Origin of the sequence: Planococcus donghaensis MPA1U2 (assembly GCF_000189395.1) — a bacterium.
In the GTDB taxonomy this organism is placed as follows: domain Bacteria; phylum Bacillota; class Bacilli; order Bacillales_A; family Planococcaceae; genus Planococcus; species Planococcus donghaensis_B.
Genome location: NZ_AEPB01000015.1, coordinates 90,086 through 106,950 on the forward strand (window position 1 = coordinate 90,086; position 16,865 = coordinate 106,950).

Here is a 16,865-nt window from a genome sequence, read left to right on the forward strand (position 1 = left end):
TTAAATAGCCCCGAAGCCAAAACAGGCTACGGGGCATTTTAATGGGTTTTTACGTAATAGAAGCTTCGTAAATGCCTTTAATGGAGTTTTCTAGCGTAGCGTTAAACTCTTCATCTGTTTGATTGGCGCTGACGCCTTCAGATAAAGCACGCGAGAAACTAGCAATAAGCCCATTATTGGCTGCTAATTTTTCATTGGCATCATCACGTTTGTATCCACCAGAAAGTGCGACCACACGAACAACACGAGGGTGATCAATCATTTCTTTGTAATAATTATTTTCTGTCGGAATGGTGATCTTGATCATGACATTTTGATCTTCATCCAATGAGTCCAAATGCTTTAGCATTTCCTCTTTAAGAATTTTTTCGCTTTGTTCTTTATCTGTGCTGTTAATGTCCACTTCCGGTTCAAGAATTGGCACTAAACCAGCGGCAAGAATTTGTTTGCCGACTTCAAATTGTTGCTTCACGACTTTTTTAATCCCTTCGGCATTTGCTTCTTTAATAACAGAGCGCATTTTTGTGCCGAAAATATTGCGTTCGTTGGCACGCTTTAATAAGTCGTCTAGGTTTGGCATTGGTTTCATCAGTTGGACGCCGTTTTCTTCATCCGCAAGTCCTTTGTCGACTTTTAAAAACGGTGCCACACCTTTTTTTTGCCACAAATAATCAGGTGTATAGTGACCTTCTACTTTACGATCCATTGTCTGTTCAAAAAGAATGGCGCCGATAATCGAATCGGAATTAAAAGAAGGTGCAGTCATTACACGTGTCCGCATTTCGTGGATCAAGTCATACATTTCCTCTTCAGAAGAGTACTGATCTTCCGATACGCCATAAAGTGCTAACGCTTTTGGTGTACTTCCGCCACTTTGGTCAAGTGCCGCAATAAAGCCTTTTCCGTTTTTTACAAAATCCATTTGTTCCTGATTCATCATCCCAGCTCCTTAAATAAATTTTGAAAGTCGATCGGTGCATTAAAAAATTTACTGTAAAGAAACTCTTTCACAGAATATTATAACAATATCTAGAAGAAACTACAAAAAAATTATTAATCCAGCCTTAGTTAAGGTTTTCCCTGACTAAACGCGAGTAAACGTATTAACGGTTATTAAGTCCCGCAGAATGTTTGGTAAGGTCCACTCATTGGCTCTGGAGGCTCCGTATAAGCTTGTTGTTCGGTTGAATGAGCATACGGGTTAGCTAATGCGGCAAGCAGCTTGTGCAGTGCACTATAATCTCCTCTAAGCTCAGCAGCTTCTAATGCCTCTTCAACACGGTGGTTACGAGGGATTATTGCCGGGTTATTGTCTCGCATTAATTGGTGACTTTGTTCTAAAGTCTCGTCTTGTCGGTCGAGGCGTGCTTGCCAAGAGCTGTGCCAAGCTTTAAAGTCGTTTGCGTTAAATAATTCGCTTTCTTCTAGTTTGTTAAATGTTAACGCACGAAATGTATTCGTATAGTCGGCCTCATACTTGTGCATTAGATTTAGCAATTCTTCTACTAATGCCGAATCTTCCGCTTCGGAATTGAAAATACCCAGTTTCTGACGCATGCCAGCAAGCCAATTGTGCTCAAATAATCCAATATATTTACTTAGCTCAGCTTGTGCAATACTAACAGCTTCTTCAGGTGTATCGTGCAATAGCGGTAGTAGACTTTCACCAAAACGTGCTAAATTCCAACCAGCAATCATCGGTTGATTGCCGTATGCGTAACGACCTTGCATATCTATCGAACTGAAAACGGTCTTGGGATCAAACTTGTCCATAAATGCACAAGGGCCATAGTCAATGGTTTCACCGCTAATAGCCATGTTGTCGGTATTCATCACGCCATGAATAAAACCAACCAATTGCCATTTGGCAATCAACGCAGCCTGGCGCTGAATAACTTCTTGGAACAATGCCAAATAGCGATTTTCATCTTTTTGAACGTGTGGGAAATGCCGTTCTATCGCGTAGTCTGCAAGTGCTTTTAAATCTTCTTTTTCACCAAAACGTGCGGCGTATTGAAATGTCCCAACGCGCAAGTGACTATCGGCAATGCGTGTCATAATGGCACCGGGAAGTGGAGTTTCACGACGAACCATTTCACCAGTTTCAACAACAGCTAAACTGCGTGTGGTTGGAATACCGAGTCCGTACATGGCTTCGCTGATCAAGTATTCGCGTAGCATCGGTCTTAGCGCTGCACGACCATCGCCACCTCTTGAATAGGCTGTTCTCCCAGAACCTTTTAACTGAATATCAACACGCTTGCCAGCAGGTGTTAATTGCTCGCCAATTAATAAAGCGCGCCCATCACCAAGCATCGTGAAATTGCCAAATTGATGTCCGGCATAAGCTTGTGCAAGTGGTGCTCTGCCTTCTGGCATGTTATTGCCTGCAAGAATCGCGATGCCTTCTTGACTCGTTAACTCAGCGGGGTCTAAACCAAGCGCAGTTGCAAGTGTTTGATTGAAAATAACCAATTTGGGAGCCGGTACAGGATTGACTGAAAACGTACTATGAAAAATTTCAGGTAGGCGAGAGTAGCTATCACCGAGCTGCCAACCGAATTGAGTTTGTTCTTTTTTATTCATTAGAAATTCTCCTTTTTTAGTAGGATGTGTATTCATTATACCCTCTTAGATGGGTAAACATGTCTCAGCTGTTTGAGTGGTTTGTATGTGCTATAATTTGGTTAATTGATGGTTGAATATTCCAACAACAAGGAGGAGAAGTGGTGAGTAACGAAAAAGTTCTTTTTGTGTTGTTAGATGAGTATGCAGACTGGGAAGCGGCTTCACTGGCGGCTGCATTGAACGAAGAGCCACAAGGTCAAGGACGGCAATTTGATGTGAAGACCGTATCATTAACGAAAGTCCCCATTAAGTCTATTGGTGGCTTCACGGTGTTACCGGATTACGAAATAGCAGATGCCCCAGAAGATTTTGCAGGATTAATTTTAATTGGCGGCAATTCTTGGAGAAAAGAAGAAAGTCACCAAGTTATGGAGCTGGTGAACAAAGCTGTTGAAAAAGAAGTTGTAATCGGTGCAATTTGCGATGCCACCGTATTTTTAGGAAGAAATGGTTTGTTCAATACGATTCCGCACACCAGTAACTATTTGGAAAGCTTAAAAAAAGTAGCAGGAGATAGCTACAGTAACGAAAGTGGCTATTTGGAAAAACAGGCCGTGCGAAGCGGAAAAATAATCACGGCAAACGGCTCTGCATTTTTAGAGTTTGGAAAAGAAGTGCTTGAGGCATTAAATTCTGCACCGCAACAGGAAATCGATGAATGGTACGCTTTTTTCAAAAATGGATATTACGAATTTATGAAAACAAAACAATAAAAAGCTCAAAACAAACCATTAACGATTGGGAGAGTAAGAACACAATCGCTAATGGTTTTTTATCAGAAGACGCATTCTTCTTAGCCAAATTTTGAATTTCTCCAAAAGATAAGCATGCTCATGCCATCGGATGGGTAAAGAACTAGATAAGGAGGAATCGATATGACGATTACAACACAAAATATATTTGAACCGTTTACTTTTATTTCGGGACTGACCGTTAAAAACCGCATTTTAATGGCACCGATGACGACATCATCTTCAGATGCAAATGGAAACGTTACAGATGAAGAATTGCTGTATTATAAGCGCCGCGCTGAAAGTGGGCTCGGAGCAGTTATTACAGCTTGTGCGCATGTCGAACCGCTTGGGATAGGTTTTCCAGGACCTTTTGGTGCGGACAGCGATGAACGAATAGATAGTTTAAGGCGATTGGCCACTACCATTCAAGATGGAGGGGCTAAAGCTATACTGCAACTGTATCACGCAGGTCGCATGTCGAATGAAAAACTATTAAATGGCGAACAGCCGGTTTCGGCAAGTGCTGTTCCAGCACTACGCCCCAATGCAGAAACACCACGCGAAATGAGCCATGAGGAAATTAAAGAAACGATTAAAGCGTTTGGAGAAGCAACAAGACGTGCAATTCAAGCGGGCTTTGACGGAGTAGAAATTCACGGAGCTAATACGTATTTGATTCAGCAATTTTTCTCTCCACACTCCAACACTCGTACCGATCAATGGGGAGGTGATGTCAAAGGACGAATGGCATTCCCACTCGCTGTGATTGAGTCGATTCAACAAGCAGTGGCAGAATATGCGGATAAACCATTTGTGGTAGAGTATCGTATTAGCCCCGAAGAACGGGAAGAACCGGGCATCACGATGGACGATACGTTGAAATTTTTAACGGCTATCGCAGATCAAGGCATCGATTATGTTCACGTCTCTGTCGGCCGATTTTTCGGGGGGTCTATCCGTGTGGAAGACAGCCGGTCGCGTGTAGAAGTAATTCAACAACACATCGGCACTCGCGTACCCGTCATCGGAGTAGGCGGCTTGCAGACTTTAAGTGACGTGAAAGAAGCATTAGAAGTCACGCCGCTCGTTTCTTTAGGACACGCATTAATAATGGATCCAGACTGGCTCTCTAAAGTTCAAAAAAGTCGGGATGAAGAAATACACCAAGCCATTTATTTAAGCAAAAAAGATCAATTAGATATTCCAGAAAATCTTTGGAATATGGTTACTAATGCACCGGGCTGGTTCCGAGTAGAAGAATAAATTTTTAAAAACAGCGGTCCTTGAGTTAATTCAAAGAACCGCTGTTTTTGATTAATTTTCAATAAAGGGAAAAGAGATGCCAGTTAATTGTTCGGATACACGCCAAAGTTTACGTGAGATTTCAAGGTTGATGGCATTGTTATGAGGAGTTCCTATTGCCGGATAGCCTTTTCGCTGAAATTGTCCAAGTGGCCCAATATATTCTCCTCCTGTTAACTCCGGTTCGGTTGCGGCAAAAACACTGGCCAAAGCGCCCATATGTGGTGGCTGAAGAAACAAATTAGCGATTTTTTTAAAAATCGCTGGAATTTCTCGATTGCCAAGCTTTAAAATATTGGTCGCAGAAACTCCTGGATGACAAGCGATACTAATCGTTTGAAAACCATGTTCTTTTAAACGTTTATCCAACTCGAGTGCAAAATACAAATTGGCTAATTTGCTTTGATTATAGAATTTTTTTGCTTGATAGCCTTTTGCTCCGTCAAGATTATCGAAATCGATTGAACCCCGACTATGGGCACGACTACTGACAGTGACAATTCTGGAGTTTGGCGTTTTTTCGAGCAACGGTAGAAGTAGGGCAGTCAACGCAAAATGTCCGAGATGATTGCTGCCAAACTGCAACTCAAAACCATCTGCAGTTTTCCCAAAAGGCGGTGCCATAATGCCGGCATTATTAATCAATAAGTCGAGTGTAGGAAATGATTTTTTAAACTGTTCTACAAAAGACCGGATACTCTCTAAATTTGCTAGGTCGAGCGACATCACGATAATCTGAGCTGAATCATTAAGTTTCAATAATTTTTCACGTGCAAGATTGCCTTTTTCAGTATTGCGGACAGCAAGTATCACTTGTGCGTTTTGTGCAATAAGCTCTTTGGTTGTTTCAAAACCAAGCCCGCTATTGCCACCTGTTATGATCGCTGTTTTTCCTGTAAGCAAAAGATCACGTCCTTTATTTCCGTTTTTTCGAATAGCAAGAATTGCTGCTATTCATTTTATCGGTTATATACCACTTTTGGAAATCTTATTTGCTTGATAATATGGTTATTGGACTGGTCGCGCGCAAAAGTTATCAGTCACATACAACAAAGGAGGCAAGATGAATCCATGGATATCTCGATTAACGAGTTGACTAAAACTTTTAAAGATCGGCTAGCCGTAGATCATCTATCGCTGACAATTAGACAAGGTGAATTTTTTGCGCTTTTGGGCGAAAATGGAGCTGGAAAAACGACCACCATCAAATTACTTAGTTGTTTAATGGAACCAACGAGTGGTGATGCAATTATGCTAGGGGATAGCATTTCGAGAAATCCTCAGGCAGTCAAAGAAAAGTTGAATATTTCTCCACAAGAAACAGCAATCGCACGTAATTTAACGGTTAAAGAAAATTTGGAGTTTATTGCTAAAATATATGGCAGTAATAAAAAAACAGCAGAACAAGAAGCAAATAAGCTAATGGAAAAGTTAGGAATTGCGGATCGGGCGCAAAACAAGGGCAGAACTTTGTCTGGAGGATTAGAGCGTCGCGTGAGTATTGCCATGGCCTTAATCTCGGACCCGCAGATTCTCTTTCTAGACGAACCAACAGTAGGACTGGATGTACGAGCAAGATTGGATTTATGGCAAATGCTACTGGAGTTAAAAGGGCACATTACGATTATTTTAACTACACACTACTTAGAGGAAGTCGAAGCCTTAGCGGACCGTATCGGTATCATGCATCAAGGGAAATTATGTGCTCTTGGAACACTAGAAGAATTGAAGAGACAAACAGGACAAAACAAATTGCAGGATATCTTTTTACAATTGACGGCGGAGGTTGAAAAATGAAGAAAGCATGGGTGTTTGCAGAGCGCAATCGCAAAGAAATTTTACGCGATCCAATGACCTTGCTTTTCGGTATGATCTTGCCACTAATAATGCTTTGGCTATTTTCGTTGATGGCTGACAATATGCCTTTTGACCTTTTTCAGCTGGATCAGCTAGCACCTGCTATTATTGTTTTTAGCTTTTCGTTTATTTCCTTGTTTAGCGGGATGCTCATTGGGCGAGATAAAAGCAGCTCATTTTTAATGAGAATTTTTGCCTCCCCATTGACTGCGACTGATTATTTAATCGGCTATGCTTTACCATTAGTGCCAATGGCGCTAATTCAAATAAGTGCCTGCTATATTACCGCACTTTTGTTAGGAATGACTATGACATTTTCTGCAATCCCTGCATTCGGAGTAGTAACAGTCATTTCGTTTCTGTATATTGGATTTGGACTTTTATTTGGCACTTTTTTTACCGATCGACAAGTGGGAGCCTTGTTCGCGATTTTCGTCAATCTCACATCATGGTTGAGCGGAACTTGGTTTCAATTGGATCTAATCGGAAGTAGCTTTAAAAAAATTGCTTATTACTTGCCATTTGCCCATGCGGTAGATGCTTCAAGAGCTGCTTTTGCTGGTGATTATGCTGCTGTTTTAGTTCCCATGGTTTGGGTGTTGACGTATACAGTTGCGCTATTTGGCATTACTAGATGGGGGTTTAGAAAGAAGATGCGTGGATAAAACAAACGTTACACCGATGTTTGTAAGCAAAAGAGGGGGATGTATAAGTGGGCTATGTAGAAGAATTACGAAAAATTGTGGGGCACAGGCCGCTTATTTTGGTAGGTGCAGTTGTCGTCCTTGTTGATCCAAATGGACGTCTATTGCTTGAAGAACGAAAATTTCCAGAAGGTTTGTGGGGACTTCCTGGGGGCTTAATGGAGCTGGGGGAATCTACAGAAGATACAGCAAAGCGAGAAGTTTTAGAGGAAACCGGACTTCGCGTTGACGAGTTAACGCTAATAAATGTTTACTCAGGCCCCAATCACTTTGTAGTGGCCAAAAATGGTGATGAATACTACGTCGTAACCACTGCCTATTATTCAGATACGTTTAGTGGTCAGTTAACGGTCGATCAAGAAGAATCTATTAGTTTTAAATTTTTTGCCCCAGAAGAGTTGCCTGACAGATTAGTTGGCAGTCATCGAAAGGTGATAAAAGAATTTCTTAAGTATCACTATTCTGCACTAATAGCCAAATAACTAAAAAAATTCTCACTGAATAGAAAATGGCATTTTCATTTAAAACAATGAAAATGCCATTTTTTAAGAAAAATCGAATTCTATACCGGTAAGTTTTTCTGAAACGTCCCACAGTTTTAAAGAAACGGCTTTATCCCGGGCAGATGCATGAGGTGCATCAATTGCTGGATAGCCTTTACGTCGTCCTTTGCCATCCGGTCCTATATACTCTCCACCTGTAAGTTGGGAGTCTGTAGCAGCATAAACAGTAGGTAAAGCGCCTAATGCAGGTGGCTGTAAAATATTATGCATGAGTGATTTTAAAAATTGAGGTGCATCTCGGTTTCCTAATTTAAAAATATTGGTCGCCGAAATTCCAGGATGACAAGCAATGCTCAAAGTTTGTATATTGTGTTCTTTAAGGCGTGTATCCAATTCTTGTGCAAATAATAGATTGGCTAGCTTGCTTTGACCATAAAACTTCATCGCTTTATATCCTTTGAAACCATCAAGATTTTCAAAGTCAATGCGAGCCCCTTTATGAGCAAGGCTGCTAAGAGACACAACCCGCGAATGCGGTGTTTTTTTCAGTAAAGGCATTAGCAAACCTGTCAAGGCAAAATGCCCAAGATGGTTACTACCAAATTGGAGTTCAAAGCCATCATTTGTCTTAGAATAAGGCGGCGCTAAAACCCCAGCATTATTGACCAGTAGATCGAGAGAGCCATATTGCTTTTGAAAATTTTCTGCAAATAGATGAATACTTGCAAGATCTGCTAAATCTAGTTTCATCACAGCTACATGTGCTTCTTGATTGTTTTGGAGAATCATGTCACGTGCATGCTGGCCTTTTTCTATATTGCGTACAGCCATCACGATATGTGCACCGCGATCAGCAAAGACTTTGGCAGCTTCTAAGCCAATGCCACTGTTAGCGCCTGTAATGATCGCAATCTTTCCAGTTAATTGTTTCAAACGATCAGCTCCTGAGTAATGGACTTTGTGCTTACATAAAAATACCATGTTCCACGCTATGTAACAAATAGTGAAATTTAGAAAATTGTTTTCTTTACATATTTCTGTTTTAAAAGGGTAAAGATAAATTATCAATAAGAATCGGGAGCGATAAGATGGATAAAAATGAAAAACTAGCAGGACTGGCTTTTCTATTATTGCTTGGCGGCTTAGGTCTTGCGTCATTGTTTATTGTGTTATTTGCAGAACTAGCTGAAGAAGTCATGGATCAAGAAGTAAGTTTATTTGATGATTTTATTATCAATGGGATACAAGCAAGTTCAAGTACGACTATGGATACCATTATGTTCGTTTTTACTGAAATGGGCTCTGTTTGGTTTTTAACCTTATCATCCATCATTATTTTACTTGTGTTAGGCGTAAAAATGAAAGATAAATGGGGTGTATTGTTTTTTATTATCGCTGTAGGGGGAGGCTCTCTTTTAACCTTATTGTTGAAGAATCTGTATCTCCGAGAACGCCCGAGCATTAACGAGGAAATTGATGCAATCGGTTATAGTTTTCCTAGTGGTCACTCAATGGGCTCGTTGATTTTTTATGGCTTTGTGATGTACCTCGTGATTCGAACACGTCAACGACCATGGATTCAATGGACGGCGGTTACTGTATTGAGTTTACTTATTATTACAATTGGCACAAGTCGAATTTATTTGGGTGCACATTTTCCAAGTGATGTATTGGCAGGATATATAGCGGGGCTGATTTGGTTAATGCTTAACCTCACTGCATTAGAATGGATTCAATGGCACAGCAAAAGCCCAGTGCCACCTGTTCATGCACTTCGTCAATTGCTTGGACCATTGTACAAAACCATTCGCACAAAGATTCCATTTTTCTCAAAATGACATTGTATGATTGCACAAAAAAAACCGCATGTGGAAGCCGTGAGGCAAACTACATGCGGTTTTTACTAGCTAGTTATTGAATGCTATCAAACGAATTTTTAATTTCTTCGTTACTAAAGTGACCTGTTTGACTTTTAACTAATGTACCGTCAGAACCAATATAAACAGATGTTGGATAGCCGATGACACCATACTCATCAAAAAAAGTACCGCCTTCATCCAATAACACCATAATATTTTCTGCATTTGGAAAGCCTTCAAACCACTTCGCAAATGACTCGCTGCTTTTTTCAGCGTTCGAGCCAGGGGAGACAATCGTCAACACAGCAAAGTCATTTTCTTCACCAGCTAACGTATTCAATTCCTCCATGCCGCTTAAACAAATCGAACACCAAGAAGCCCAAAACTTCACATACACTTTCTGTCCAGCGTAATCAGCAAGATTTTGCTGATTGCCTTCTAAATCCACTAACTCAAAAGACGGTGCAAGCTTTGTAGCATTTTTTTCAGTTGGAGCGCATCCACCCACTACAAATAATAAAGCTAGCAGTAAACTGATTTTCACCCACACTTTCATCGCAATCATCCTTTACTGTGAACGAGCTTAGCAAATCTTTGTACCTCTATCATATAGTGAACATGCGCTAAAAGACATTAGGGCAACTCGACAAACCCCTCTTCGGTAGAAGAGGGGTTTGCTTATTGACCATGTTTTATTAAAGTGTATAGTAGTGTGAACTTCCAATTGGACTCGGCTTTAGTCTATTCACTTGCTTTAATTTGTTGCCAAGCATTTTTTCGAATGATCAAATCAGATACGTGAAGTTCTTCAGTAGCCGTATCAATAAATTCGCTACATCGTTCAATCGCTACTTCTTGGCCTGAATCAATTTCATAACAACTACCATTTCCAGCTGGTGAAGTTAAATCAGGTTCGAAATAAAGCTCTTCGTATCGAAATGCACCATCTCGAAATACTGTTAAATTGCTGCTTTCATCTAATAAAGACTCTCCCAACATGTGGGATGGAGTAATTCCAACGATATCAAGAATCGTCGGGGCAATATCAATTTGTCCGCCTACACTGTCGACTGATCCAGCTTTTTTTGAATTAGGCGGTTTGATAAAGAGGGGCACTTGGCGATCAAGTTCAAATAATTCCATTTTAGTGTCAGCACCCACTTTTTGTGCCATTTCACTTTTTTCTTGAGTAAGGCCGCTGTCATGGTCGCCATAAAAAACGATTAAAGAATCGTCCCACATCTCTTTTTGCTTTAATTGTTCAATTATAGTGCCAACAGCGCCATCCACATAATGAACGGTTTCGTAATACCCTTTTAACAATGGATCTTCATAACCGGTCAAATCCAGTTCTTCGAAATTATCAGGAATGGTATACGGTGTATGGCTTGATAAGGCTACCATAAATGCAAAGTAAGGTTCTTTTAATTGTTCCGCAAGCTCTACAGAAGTAGTTAAAAAATCTTCATCGTTTACAGCCATACCAATATCTTGTGTATCAGGGAAATCTGGACGACTAAAAAATTGATTAAAGCCAATATTTTTGTATACTTCGTCCCGGTTCCAGAAATCTTTTTTGAAGGCGTGCATAGCGGCTGTATCGTAGCCCGCGTTTCTCAATAGCTCTGGTAACGCATCAAATTCATTTTCTGCCGCGTAGCGCGTATAAACAGATCCTGACTTTAATGAATAAAGCGAAGTCAGCGTAATGAATTCTGCGTCAGAAGTACGACCTTCATGTGTTTGGTGATAAAACGAAGGAAAAAATAACGCTTCTTTTTTCAAGGCATTTAAATGAGGTGTCAGTTCTTGTCCGTTAACTTGGTGATCAATTACAGAGGTTTGAAACGATTCTAATTGGACCATAATGATATTCGGTTTTTCTGAGTCAGATACAGTTGATGGTGTATCGGGTACAACTTTACGAATTCGTTGTTCTTCTTCTTTAGTTAACGTGCTCTCATCGAAGAGAAAAGAGCCGATACCTTGAGCAAAATCCAATCCGTGATAACCCCAAAATCCAAGCTGGTAATATTCACGCATATTCGAAATCGGCTCCCCAACAAGCCACTCTTCTTCATTGCTGTAACTCATGACTAACGGGATTACAACCAATGCAAGTCCTACTACAAAGCCAGTACCCGCATAAATTCGTTTAGTTTTTTTAGTCACCACGTCTTCTTTCTTACGAGTAGCAAAAAGGAATAACGAGAAGAAAAGCAAATCGGCAAAAAAGAGGAAGTCTTTCGCTTCAATTAATGTTAAGAATCCACCACCAACATCACTCATTTGCGTAATATCGGCAATGAGTACGATAGATAGTAAATCAGTAAAATAACGATAATACCATAAGTCAGAGACTAGTAAGGTACTATGCAAAAACAGCAGCACCAGCAAAATCCAGTTTCGCTTTTTTCTATTTAATAATAAAGTCCAGCTAGATAAGACCACAATAGAAGCGAGATTGAGAACAAAAAAACTAAATGAAAACTGAGTACCAGCGTATAAGCTGAATAAGAATATTTTTGAAATGGATAGGATTAAGTAAATCCAATACTCCAGAAACTTCATTAGGCACCTCCAACTAAAATTTTCTGCTTTATTAACAATTTGGGACTGGATAAAACAGCGTTATACTTTTTAATTACCACTCGAAAGATGTGTGGAAACATTGTTGTGTATTGACCCACAAGATTTGCCGTTTAAATACTAGAGGACAGCGGGTATTTACTAATAAAGAGAGAAATGAAAGGGCGATTTAAAGATTGATAGAAGAGGGAGTGCTGGTTATGACATTATCAAAAAAAACTTCAAGCAGTAACGCGTTGGAAAATAACGGATGCAAATACCCCGTTTTATCTATTGGACAAAACTTCACCATAGATTACGGAAAACAACAATCACTTTATGGGAAGTGGCAAGTTGTAGAAAATGAGAAAGCCCCATTTTATTTGTGTAGTCGTATTTTAGAAAATGGCCAAGTATCTAAACGGAGGTCTGCTGATCATCGTCGGCAGTTTTTTGAAGCGGAAATTTATTATGCGCTGACCAAAAAAGAGTAAATGAAAAATACGCAATAAGGAAAACAACCGCTCAATACCAATTGAGCGGTTGTTTTTGTTAAGAATAAATAAGTTATAGTAAAAAAGAGATTGTCTATTAAAAATAGATAGATAATTTGAAATTTTGTTGTAATATGAAAGTATTACAACAGAGGGCTAGGTGATACATAGAATGAAAGCGAAACAACAAGACATTAAAATACCATTTGGATTAGCACTTATTCCATTAGTCGTCATGATTGCCGTTATGGCACTCACCATTATTGTGTTTGAAGGAAGCCCTCACGTTCCTTTAGCAATAGGAGCCATCGTTGCTGGAATTATTGCATGGCGTATGGGGTATAAATGGGAAACAATCGAAGAAGGAGCCTATAAAGGAATTCGTCTTGCGCTTCCCGCAATTGTTATTATTATCGTAGTTGGAATGATTATTGCTTCATGGATTGGCGGCGGTATCATTGCGACGATGATTTATTACGGTCTGCAAATTATTACGCCTTCTCTTTTCTTAATGACTATCTGTATTATTTGTGGAATTGTTGCACTTGCAATTGGGAGTTCTTGGTCGACAATGGGCACAATTGGTGTTGCGGGAATGGGAATCGGAATGAGCATGGGAATTCCAGCTGCGATGGTAGCAGGAGCCGTTATATCAGGATCTTATTTTGGTGATAAAATGTCACCCTTATCAGATACGACAAATTTAGCATCGGGTATTACCAATACCAATTTATTTGAACATATTAAGCATATGATGTATACGACTGTACCAGGACTAGTGATTGCTTTAGTCGTTTACTTTTTCTTAGGTCGCCAATTTGTTGGATCAACAATTGATGAAGGAAATATCCAAGCGATTTTGTCCTCATTAGATAGCAACTTCTTAATTTCACCTTGGTTATTATTAGTACCTGCAATGATTATCGTTTTAGTGGCTTTGAAAGTGCCAGCTTTACCATCATTATTAATTGGAGTCTTTTTAGGGTTTATCTGTCAGGTTTTTGTACAAGGCGGAGATATTGGTCCTGCATTTAATGCCCTTCACGATGGCTATGCCATTACATCTGGCAATGAAATGGTCGATGATTTGTTTAACCGTGGGGGCATAACTTCCATGATGTTTACCGTTTCTTTGACTATTTTCGCAATGGTTTTTGGGGGGATATTAGAGCACACGGGTATGTTGAGAGCAATTGTTAACCAGATTTTGAAAGTGGCCAAATCAGCAGGAAGTTTAATCGCTGCGACAATTGCATCTGCTTTTTTCACAAATGTGACTGCTTCAGAGCAATACATTTCTATACTAGTGCCGGGAAGAATGTATGCAAGAGCATACCAAGATAAAGAACTGCATTCGAAGAATCTTTCACGGGCTCTAGAAGATGGAGGTACGTTAACATCGCCGTTTATCCCGTGGAATACGTGTGGTGTGTTTATCTTGGCGACTCTAGCTGTGCATCCATTTGCGTATGCTCCTTATGCAGTATTAAATTACACAGTTCCGGTTATCGGCATTGTAATGGGGCTGATTGGTTACAAAGTTCAATTTCTAACAAAAGACGAAGTTGAAGAATTAAAAGTAAAAGAACAGAGAGTAGCTCGTGAAAATGAGTTGACCGAAGGCGTATAAGTTTCCCTGTTCTCATCCCAATAAAAAACGAGGCACGTCTTTGAAATTTCAAAAGACGTGCCTCGTTTTTAGATTTTTTTTGATTTACCATATAAAAGCCAAGGCGAAGGCAAATCAAACGGATGATTTTTTGGTAAGGACTGTTTTTGTGAAGGCGTTAAGTCCATCCAGACTAAAGGAGTTGTTTTTAATTGTGTGCTTAATTGATGCTGTGCCGTAGTGATGGTTTCCCAAAAACCTGGCTGTTCGAAAAAGTCGTTCCAAGGGTAAATAACATGTAAATAATGGTTTCGTTTGTAATCTTGCTTTGTAATTAACACGCGGTCTTTCGAGCGGTTTTCAAAAAAGGACCATCGTGCAAGGTCTGTTTCGATAAACAGGCTTTCCGAAGCAGGAAACATGTAATAGCATTCGTAAGGAAAAACTTCACTCGTTTGTAAATAAAGTTGGTCAACCCATATTTTCTTTATAGCGAGATCAGTTACTTCCGTCCAATTCTCTCCACCAGTCTTTAGTTGAGATATATCAGTTGCAGTCGCGCTATATAACGTAGAAGTTTCTTTAAGTCCCAATTTATCCATAACGCGTCGAGCCGATACATTATTCTGCTGCGTATTTGCACCAACCCACTGAATGGTTGGGAATGTTGAAGCTTGTTCCATAATATAAGTCATCAATTGGGTAGAAAGGTTATTTCCACGGTAACGCAAATCACTACGCATTCTGCCGAGCATGGCATATTGTTTTGCAAAAATCGTGTAACCTCCGATGCTTGCAAGCTGGTCATCCAAGAACAGCCCGTACATACGACTAGAGCCGCTAGATATTCTTTCATATATATTAAGAACGTAATCGTCTGTAATGCCTGTATCCATTTTTTCTATATAATGAAGATCGCCTAGTTGTAATTGGCGAATCGTCTGCTTCATAAAAAACACTCCTTGTTCATGGTGAAATAACTATAAGTATTATAATATAAGAAAAGCAAATAGGGCATGCTAAATATGAATAGATTAAATACAATAAAGCTTTTCTACGTAACGAGAGGACAGTCTTTTTATACTTAGTAGTCAAAATTGCATAAGTCGACTTTTAGTTTTTTGAATATTGACAATTCTTCATAAAAGAATACTATGTAAAGTAATAGCATAAAACGTATTAGTGATTTTAAAACGATATCAAAATTACCTTTTAAAGGGGGAGAGACCGAGATGAGTAAAATGAAAAATTATCATTTCGGCTCAATAATCGATGGCAAAGAACTAGAAAAAGGTGACCGTCCCGAAGTTGAAATCCGCAATCCGTACAATGCTGAAGTGATTGGAAAGGTTTTTTACACTACTCCACAAGATGCGGAGAACGCAATTACTAGTGCACATCGTGTTTACGCGAAAACAATGAAAAAGATGCCGACACATAGACGTGCTGAAATTCTACGGAAAACAGCTGACTTACTCGAACTCGAAAAAGAGCAATTTGCACACCTGTTAACTATAGAAAGTGGCAAGCCAATTAAAGCGAGTCGCCTGGATGTAGCTCATGCGGCTCAAGTACTGCGTTTTGCATCACAGGCTACAAAATCAATCTACGAAGAACCAGTATCATTGAATCAAGTAGCTAAAGAAGGTCAGCTAGGTATAGTTAAAAGGGTGTCGCTTGGCGTAATTGCAATCAGTTTGCCTGTTAATTATCCGTTCACCTTGTTGTTATATAAAGTGGCTCCAGCAATTGCGGCAGGTAACACCATTGTCTTGAATCCCACCGCGACCACCGTTTATTCAACGGGTTTGCTTTATCGATTGTTTGAAAAAGCAGGTATGCCAAAAGGGGTTATCAATATTATCACGGGGCCCCAACAAAGTTTAGTAGACAACTTGATGAATCACCCGAAAGTGAAACGGTTGATCTGCACTAAAAGCAGTGCTGCCGTTTGGAAAGAAAAAGACAATATTGGGAAGAAAAAAGTTTTGCTAGATTTCAAAACAAAGAATCCTACAATTGTCTTTGATAAAGCTGATTTGGATTTTGCAATCACTACCATTGTTACTGCAGGGTTGCTGCATACAGATCGGTCAATTATGTCTGCTCAGCATGTTTACGTGCAAAAAGGAGTGTACGAGAAATTTTTAGAAACGCTCATGAAAAAAGTGCAAACACTTAAACTAGGAGATCCTCTAGATGACACCGTAGACATTGGTCCCATGGCAACTTTAATAGCTGCAGAAAAGGCAGAAACATGGATTCGAAACATGATTGAAAAGAGAGCGACTGTATTAGTTGGTGGCAGTCGGCATAATACAATGATGGAACCAACGATCATTAGTGATGTAGCAGCAGATAAAACATCGGGTCATACAATTTCACTTGCTCCCATTATTAGTATCATGCCGTTTCAAAAAAAACTAGAGGTAACGTCATACATGAGTGAGGAGGAATCTGTCTTACATGCAGGCGTTTATACAAGAAATAGCAAAGGCACCACACGTAAAGAGGAAGTCAATCTTGCTATTGATCAAATGACAGCCGTTAAACTGATTAGCAGTATTCACTTATAAATTTAAATGATGTTCAAAAAATCTGCTTTAA

The 16,865-nt window shown here is 39.7% G+C and carries 16 protein-coding genes; 9 read left to right on the plus strand and 7 right to left on the minus strand.

Features of this window, described 5'->3' with window-relative positions; all coding sequences use genetic code 11:
- Positions 1-49: 49 nt before the first annotated feature.
- Together GPDM_RS04390 and GPDM_RS04395 are read right to left on the minus strand one after the other, a co-directional pair.
- Positions 50-937, minus strand: a complete 888-nt coding sequence (locus GPDM_RS04390; RefSeq protein ID WP_008429344.1) for a fructose bisphosphate aldolase — start codon at positions 935-937, stop codon at positions 50-52.
- Between the two features lie 176 nt (positions 938-1,113).
- Positions 1,114-2,586 carry a protein adenylyltransferase SelO gene (locus GPDM_RS04395; protein WP_008429346.1) on the minus strand — a complete coding sequence of 491 codons (1,473 nt, stop codon included), beginning with the start codon at positions 2,584-2,586 and terminating at the stop codon, positions 1,114-1,116.
- 143 nt (positions 2,587-2,729) lie between these two features.
- On the opposite strand from GPDM_RS04395, the gene GPDM_RS04400 reads away from it, so the two are divergent.
- Both GPDM_RS04400 and GPDM_RS04405 read left to right on the plus strand, forming a co-directional pair.
- A complete protein-coding gene (locus GPDM_RS04400) occupies positions 2,730-3,341 on the plus strand; it encodes a type 1 glutamine amidotransferase family protein (RefSeq protein ID WP_008429348.1) in 612 nt (203 codons plus the stop codon).
- Between the two features lie 162 nt (positions 3,342-3,503).
- On the plus strand, positions 3,504-4,625 hold the full coding sequence (locus tag GPDM_RS04405; protein ID WP_008429350.1) for an NADH-dependent flavin oxidoreductase: 1,122 nt from the start codon (positions 3,504-3,506) through the stop codon (positions 4,623-4,625).
- A 51-nt stretch (positions 4,626-4,676) separates the two neighbouring features.
- On the opposite strand, the gene GPDM_RS04410 is transcribed toward GPDM_RS04405, so the two are convergent.
- A complete protein-coding gene (locus GPDM_RS04410) occupies positions 4,677-5,567 on the minus strand; it encodes an oxidoreductase (RefSeq protein ID WP_008429351.1) in 891 nt (296 codons plus the stop codon).
- 168 nt (positions 5,568-5,735) lie between these two features.
- Between GPDM_RS04410 and GPDM_RS04415 the strand changes: the two genes are divergently transcribed.
- From GPDM_RS04415 to GPDM_RS04425, 3 genes are read left to right on the plus strand one after another with little or no spacing between them, the layout of a single operon-like run.
- Positions 5,736-6,461 carry an ABC transporter ATP-binding protein gene (locus GPDM_RS04415; protein WP_008429353.1) on the plus strand — a complete coding sequence of 242 codons (726 nt, stop codon included), beginning with the start codon at positions 5,736-5,738 and terminating at the stop codon, positions 6,459-6,461.
- On the plus strand, positions 6,458-7,186 hold the full coding sequence (locus GPDM_RS04420; protein WP_008429355.1) for an ABC transporter permease: 729 nt from the start codon (positions 6,458-6,460) through the stop codon (positions 7,184-7,186). The genes GPDM_RS04415 and GPDM_RS04420 overlap by 4 nt, the downstream gene beginning before the upstream one ends.
- Before the next feature lie 47 nt (positions 7,187-7,233).
- Positions 7,234-7,707, plus strand: a complete 474-nt coding sequence (locus GPDM_RS04425) for an NUDIX hydrolase (RefSeq protein WP_008429356.1) — start codon at positions 7,234-7,236, stop codon at positions 7,705-7,707.
- 63 nt (positions 7,708-7,770) lie between these two features.
- On the opposite strand, the gene GPDM_RS04430 is transcribed toward GPDM_RS04425, so the two are convergent.
- Positions 7,771-8,661 (minus strand): oxidoreductase, encoded by an 891-nt coding sequence (locus tag GPDM_RS04430; protein WP_008429359.1) that lies wholly within the window; start codon positions 8,659-8,661, stop codon positions 7,771-7,773.
- A gap of 155 nt (positions 8,662-8,816) precedes the next feature.
- On the opposite strand from GPDM_RS04430, the gene GPDM_RS04435 reads away from it, so the two are divergent.
- Positions 8,817-9,566: a phosphatase PAP2 family protein gene (locus GPDM_RS04435; protein WP_008429361.1), complete on the plus strand. Its 750-nt coding sequence runs from the start codon at positions 8,817-8,819 to the stop codon at positions 9,564-9,566.
- 73 nt (positions 9,567-9,639) lie between these two features.
- Here GPDM_RS04435 and GPDM_RS04440 read toward each other — a convergent pair whose 3' ends face one another.
- The gene (locus tag GPDM_RS04440; protein WP_008429362.1) at positions 9,640-10,143 is read right to left on the minus strand and encodes a TlpA family protein disulfide reductase; all 504 of its coding nucleotides are present in this window, start codon (positions 10,141-10,143) and stop codon (positions 9,640-9,642) included.
- A 185-nt stretch (positions 10,144-10,328) separates the two neighbouring features.
- Entirely contained in the window at positions 10,329-12,158 is a 1,830-nt protein-coding gene (locus GPDM_RS04445) for an LTA synthase family protein (protein WP_008429365.1), read from the minus strand.
- 218 nt (positions 12,159-12,376) lie between these two features.
- Between GPDM_RS04445 and GPDM_RS04450 the strand changes: the two genes are divergently transcribed.
- Together GPDM_RS04450 and nhaC are read left to right on the plus strand one after the other, a co-directional pair.
- The gene (locus tag GPDM_RS04450) at positions 12,377-12,649 is read left to right on the plus strand and encodes a hypothetical protein (RefSeq protein WP_008429366.1); all 273 of its coding nucleotides are present in this window, start codon (positions 12,377-12,379) and stop codon (positions 12,647-12,649) included.
- 172 nt (positions 12,650-12,821) lie between these two features.
- Positions 12,822-14,279, plus strand: a complete 1,458-nt coding sequence (gene nhaC, locus GPDM_RS04455; RefSeq protein ID WP_008429368.1) for a Na+/H+ antiporter NhaC — start codon at positions 12,822-12,824, stop codon at positions 14,277-14,279.
- Between the two features lie 68 nt (positions 14,280-14,347).
- On the opposite strand, the gene GPDM_RS04460 is transcribed toward nhaC, so the two are convergent.
- Positions 14,348-15,208 (minus strand): GNAT family N-acetyltransferase, encoded by an 861-nt coding sequence (locus tag GPDM_RS04460; RefSeq protein ID WP_008429371.1) that lies wholly within the window; start codon positions 15,206-15,208, stop codon positions 14,348-14,350.
- 282 nt (positions 15,209-15,490) lie between these two features.
- On the opposite strand from GPDM_RS04460, the gene GPDM_RS04465 reads away from it, so the two are divergent.
- Positions 15,491-16,834, plus strand: coding sequence for an aldehyde dehydrogenase family protein (locus tag GPDM_RS04465; RefSeq protein ID WP_008429372.1), 1,344 nt, complete (start codon positions 15,491-15,493; stop codon positions 16,832-16,834).
- Positions 16,835-16,865 lie beyond the last annotated feature (31 nt).

Excerpts from the sequence above, each read along its gene's own strand:
- GPDM_RS04390 (WP_008429344.1), bottom strand. The coding sequence starts at position 937 with ATGAATCAGGAACAAATGGATTTTGTAAAAAACGGAAAAGGCTTTATT.
- GPDM_RS04395 (WP_008429346.1), bottom strand. The coding sequence starts at position 2,586 with ATGAATAAAAAAGAACAAACTCAATTCGGTTGGCAGCTCGGTGATAGC.
- GPDM_RS04405 (WP_008429350.1), top strand. The coding sequence starts at position 3,504 with ATGACGATTACAACACAAAATATATTTGAACCGTTTACTTTTATTTCG.
- GPDM_RS04415 (WP_008429353.1), top strand. The coding sequence starts at position 5,736 with ATGGATATCTCGATTAACGAGTTGACTAAAACTTTTAAAGATCGGCTA.
- GPDM_RS04420 (WP_008429355.1), top strand. The coding sequence starts at position 6,458 with ATGAAGAAAGCATGGGTGTTTGCAGAGCGCAATCGCAAAGAAATTTTA.
- GPDM_RS04435 (WP_008429361.1), top strand. The coding sequence starts at position 8,817 with ATGGATAAAAATGAAAAACTAGCAGGACTGGCTTTTCTATTATTGCTT.
- GPDM_RS04440 (WP_008429362.1), bottom strand. The coding sequence starts at position 10,143 with ATGAAAGTGTGGGTGAAAATCAGTTTACTGCTAGCTTTATTATTTGTA.
- GPDM_RS04445 (WP_008429365.1), bottom strand. The coding sequence starts at position 12,158 with ATGAAGTTTCTGGAGTATTGGATTTACTTAATCCTATCCATTTCAAAA.
- GPDM_RS04450 (WP_008429366.1), top strand. The coding sequence starts at position 12,377 with ATGACATTATCAAAAAAAACTTCAAGCAGTAACGCGTTGGAAAATAAC.
- nhaC (WP_008429368.1), top strand. The coding sequence starts at position 12,822 with ATGAAAGCGAAACAACAAGACATTAAAATACCATTTGGATTAGCACTT.
- GPDM_RS04460 (WP_008429371.1), bottom strand. The coding sequence starts at position 15,208 with ATGAAGCAGACGATTCGCCAATTACAACTAGGCGATCTTCATTATATA.
- GPDM_RS04465 (WP_008429372.1), top strand. The coding sequence starts at position 15,491 with ATGAGTAAAATGAAAAATTATCATTTCGGCTCAATAATCGATGGCAAA.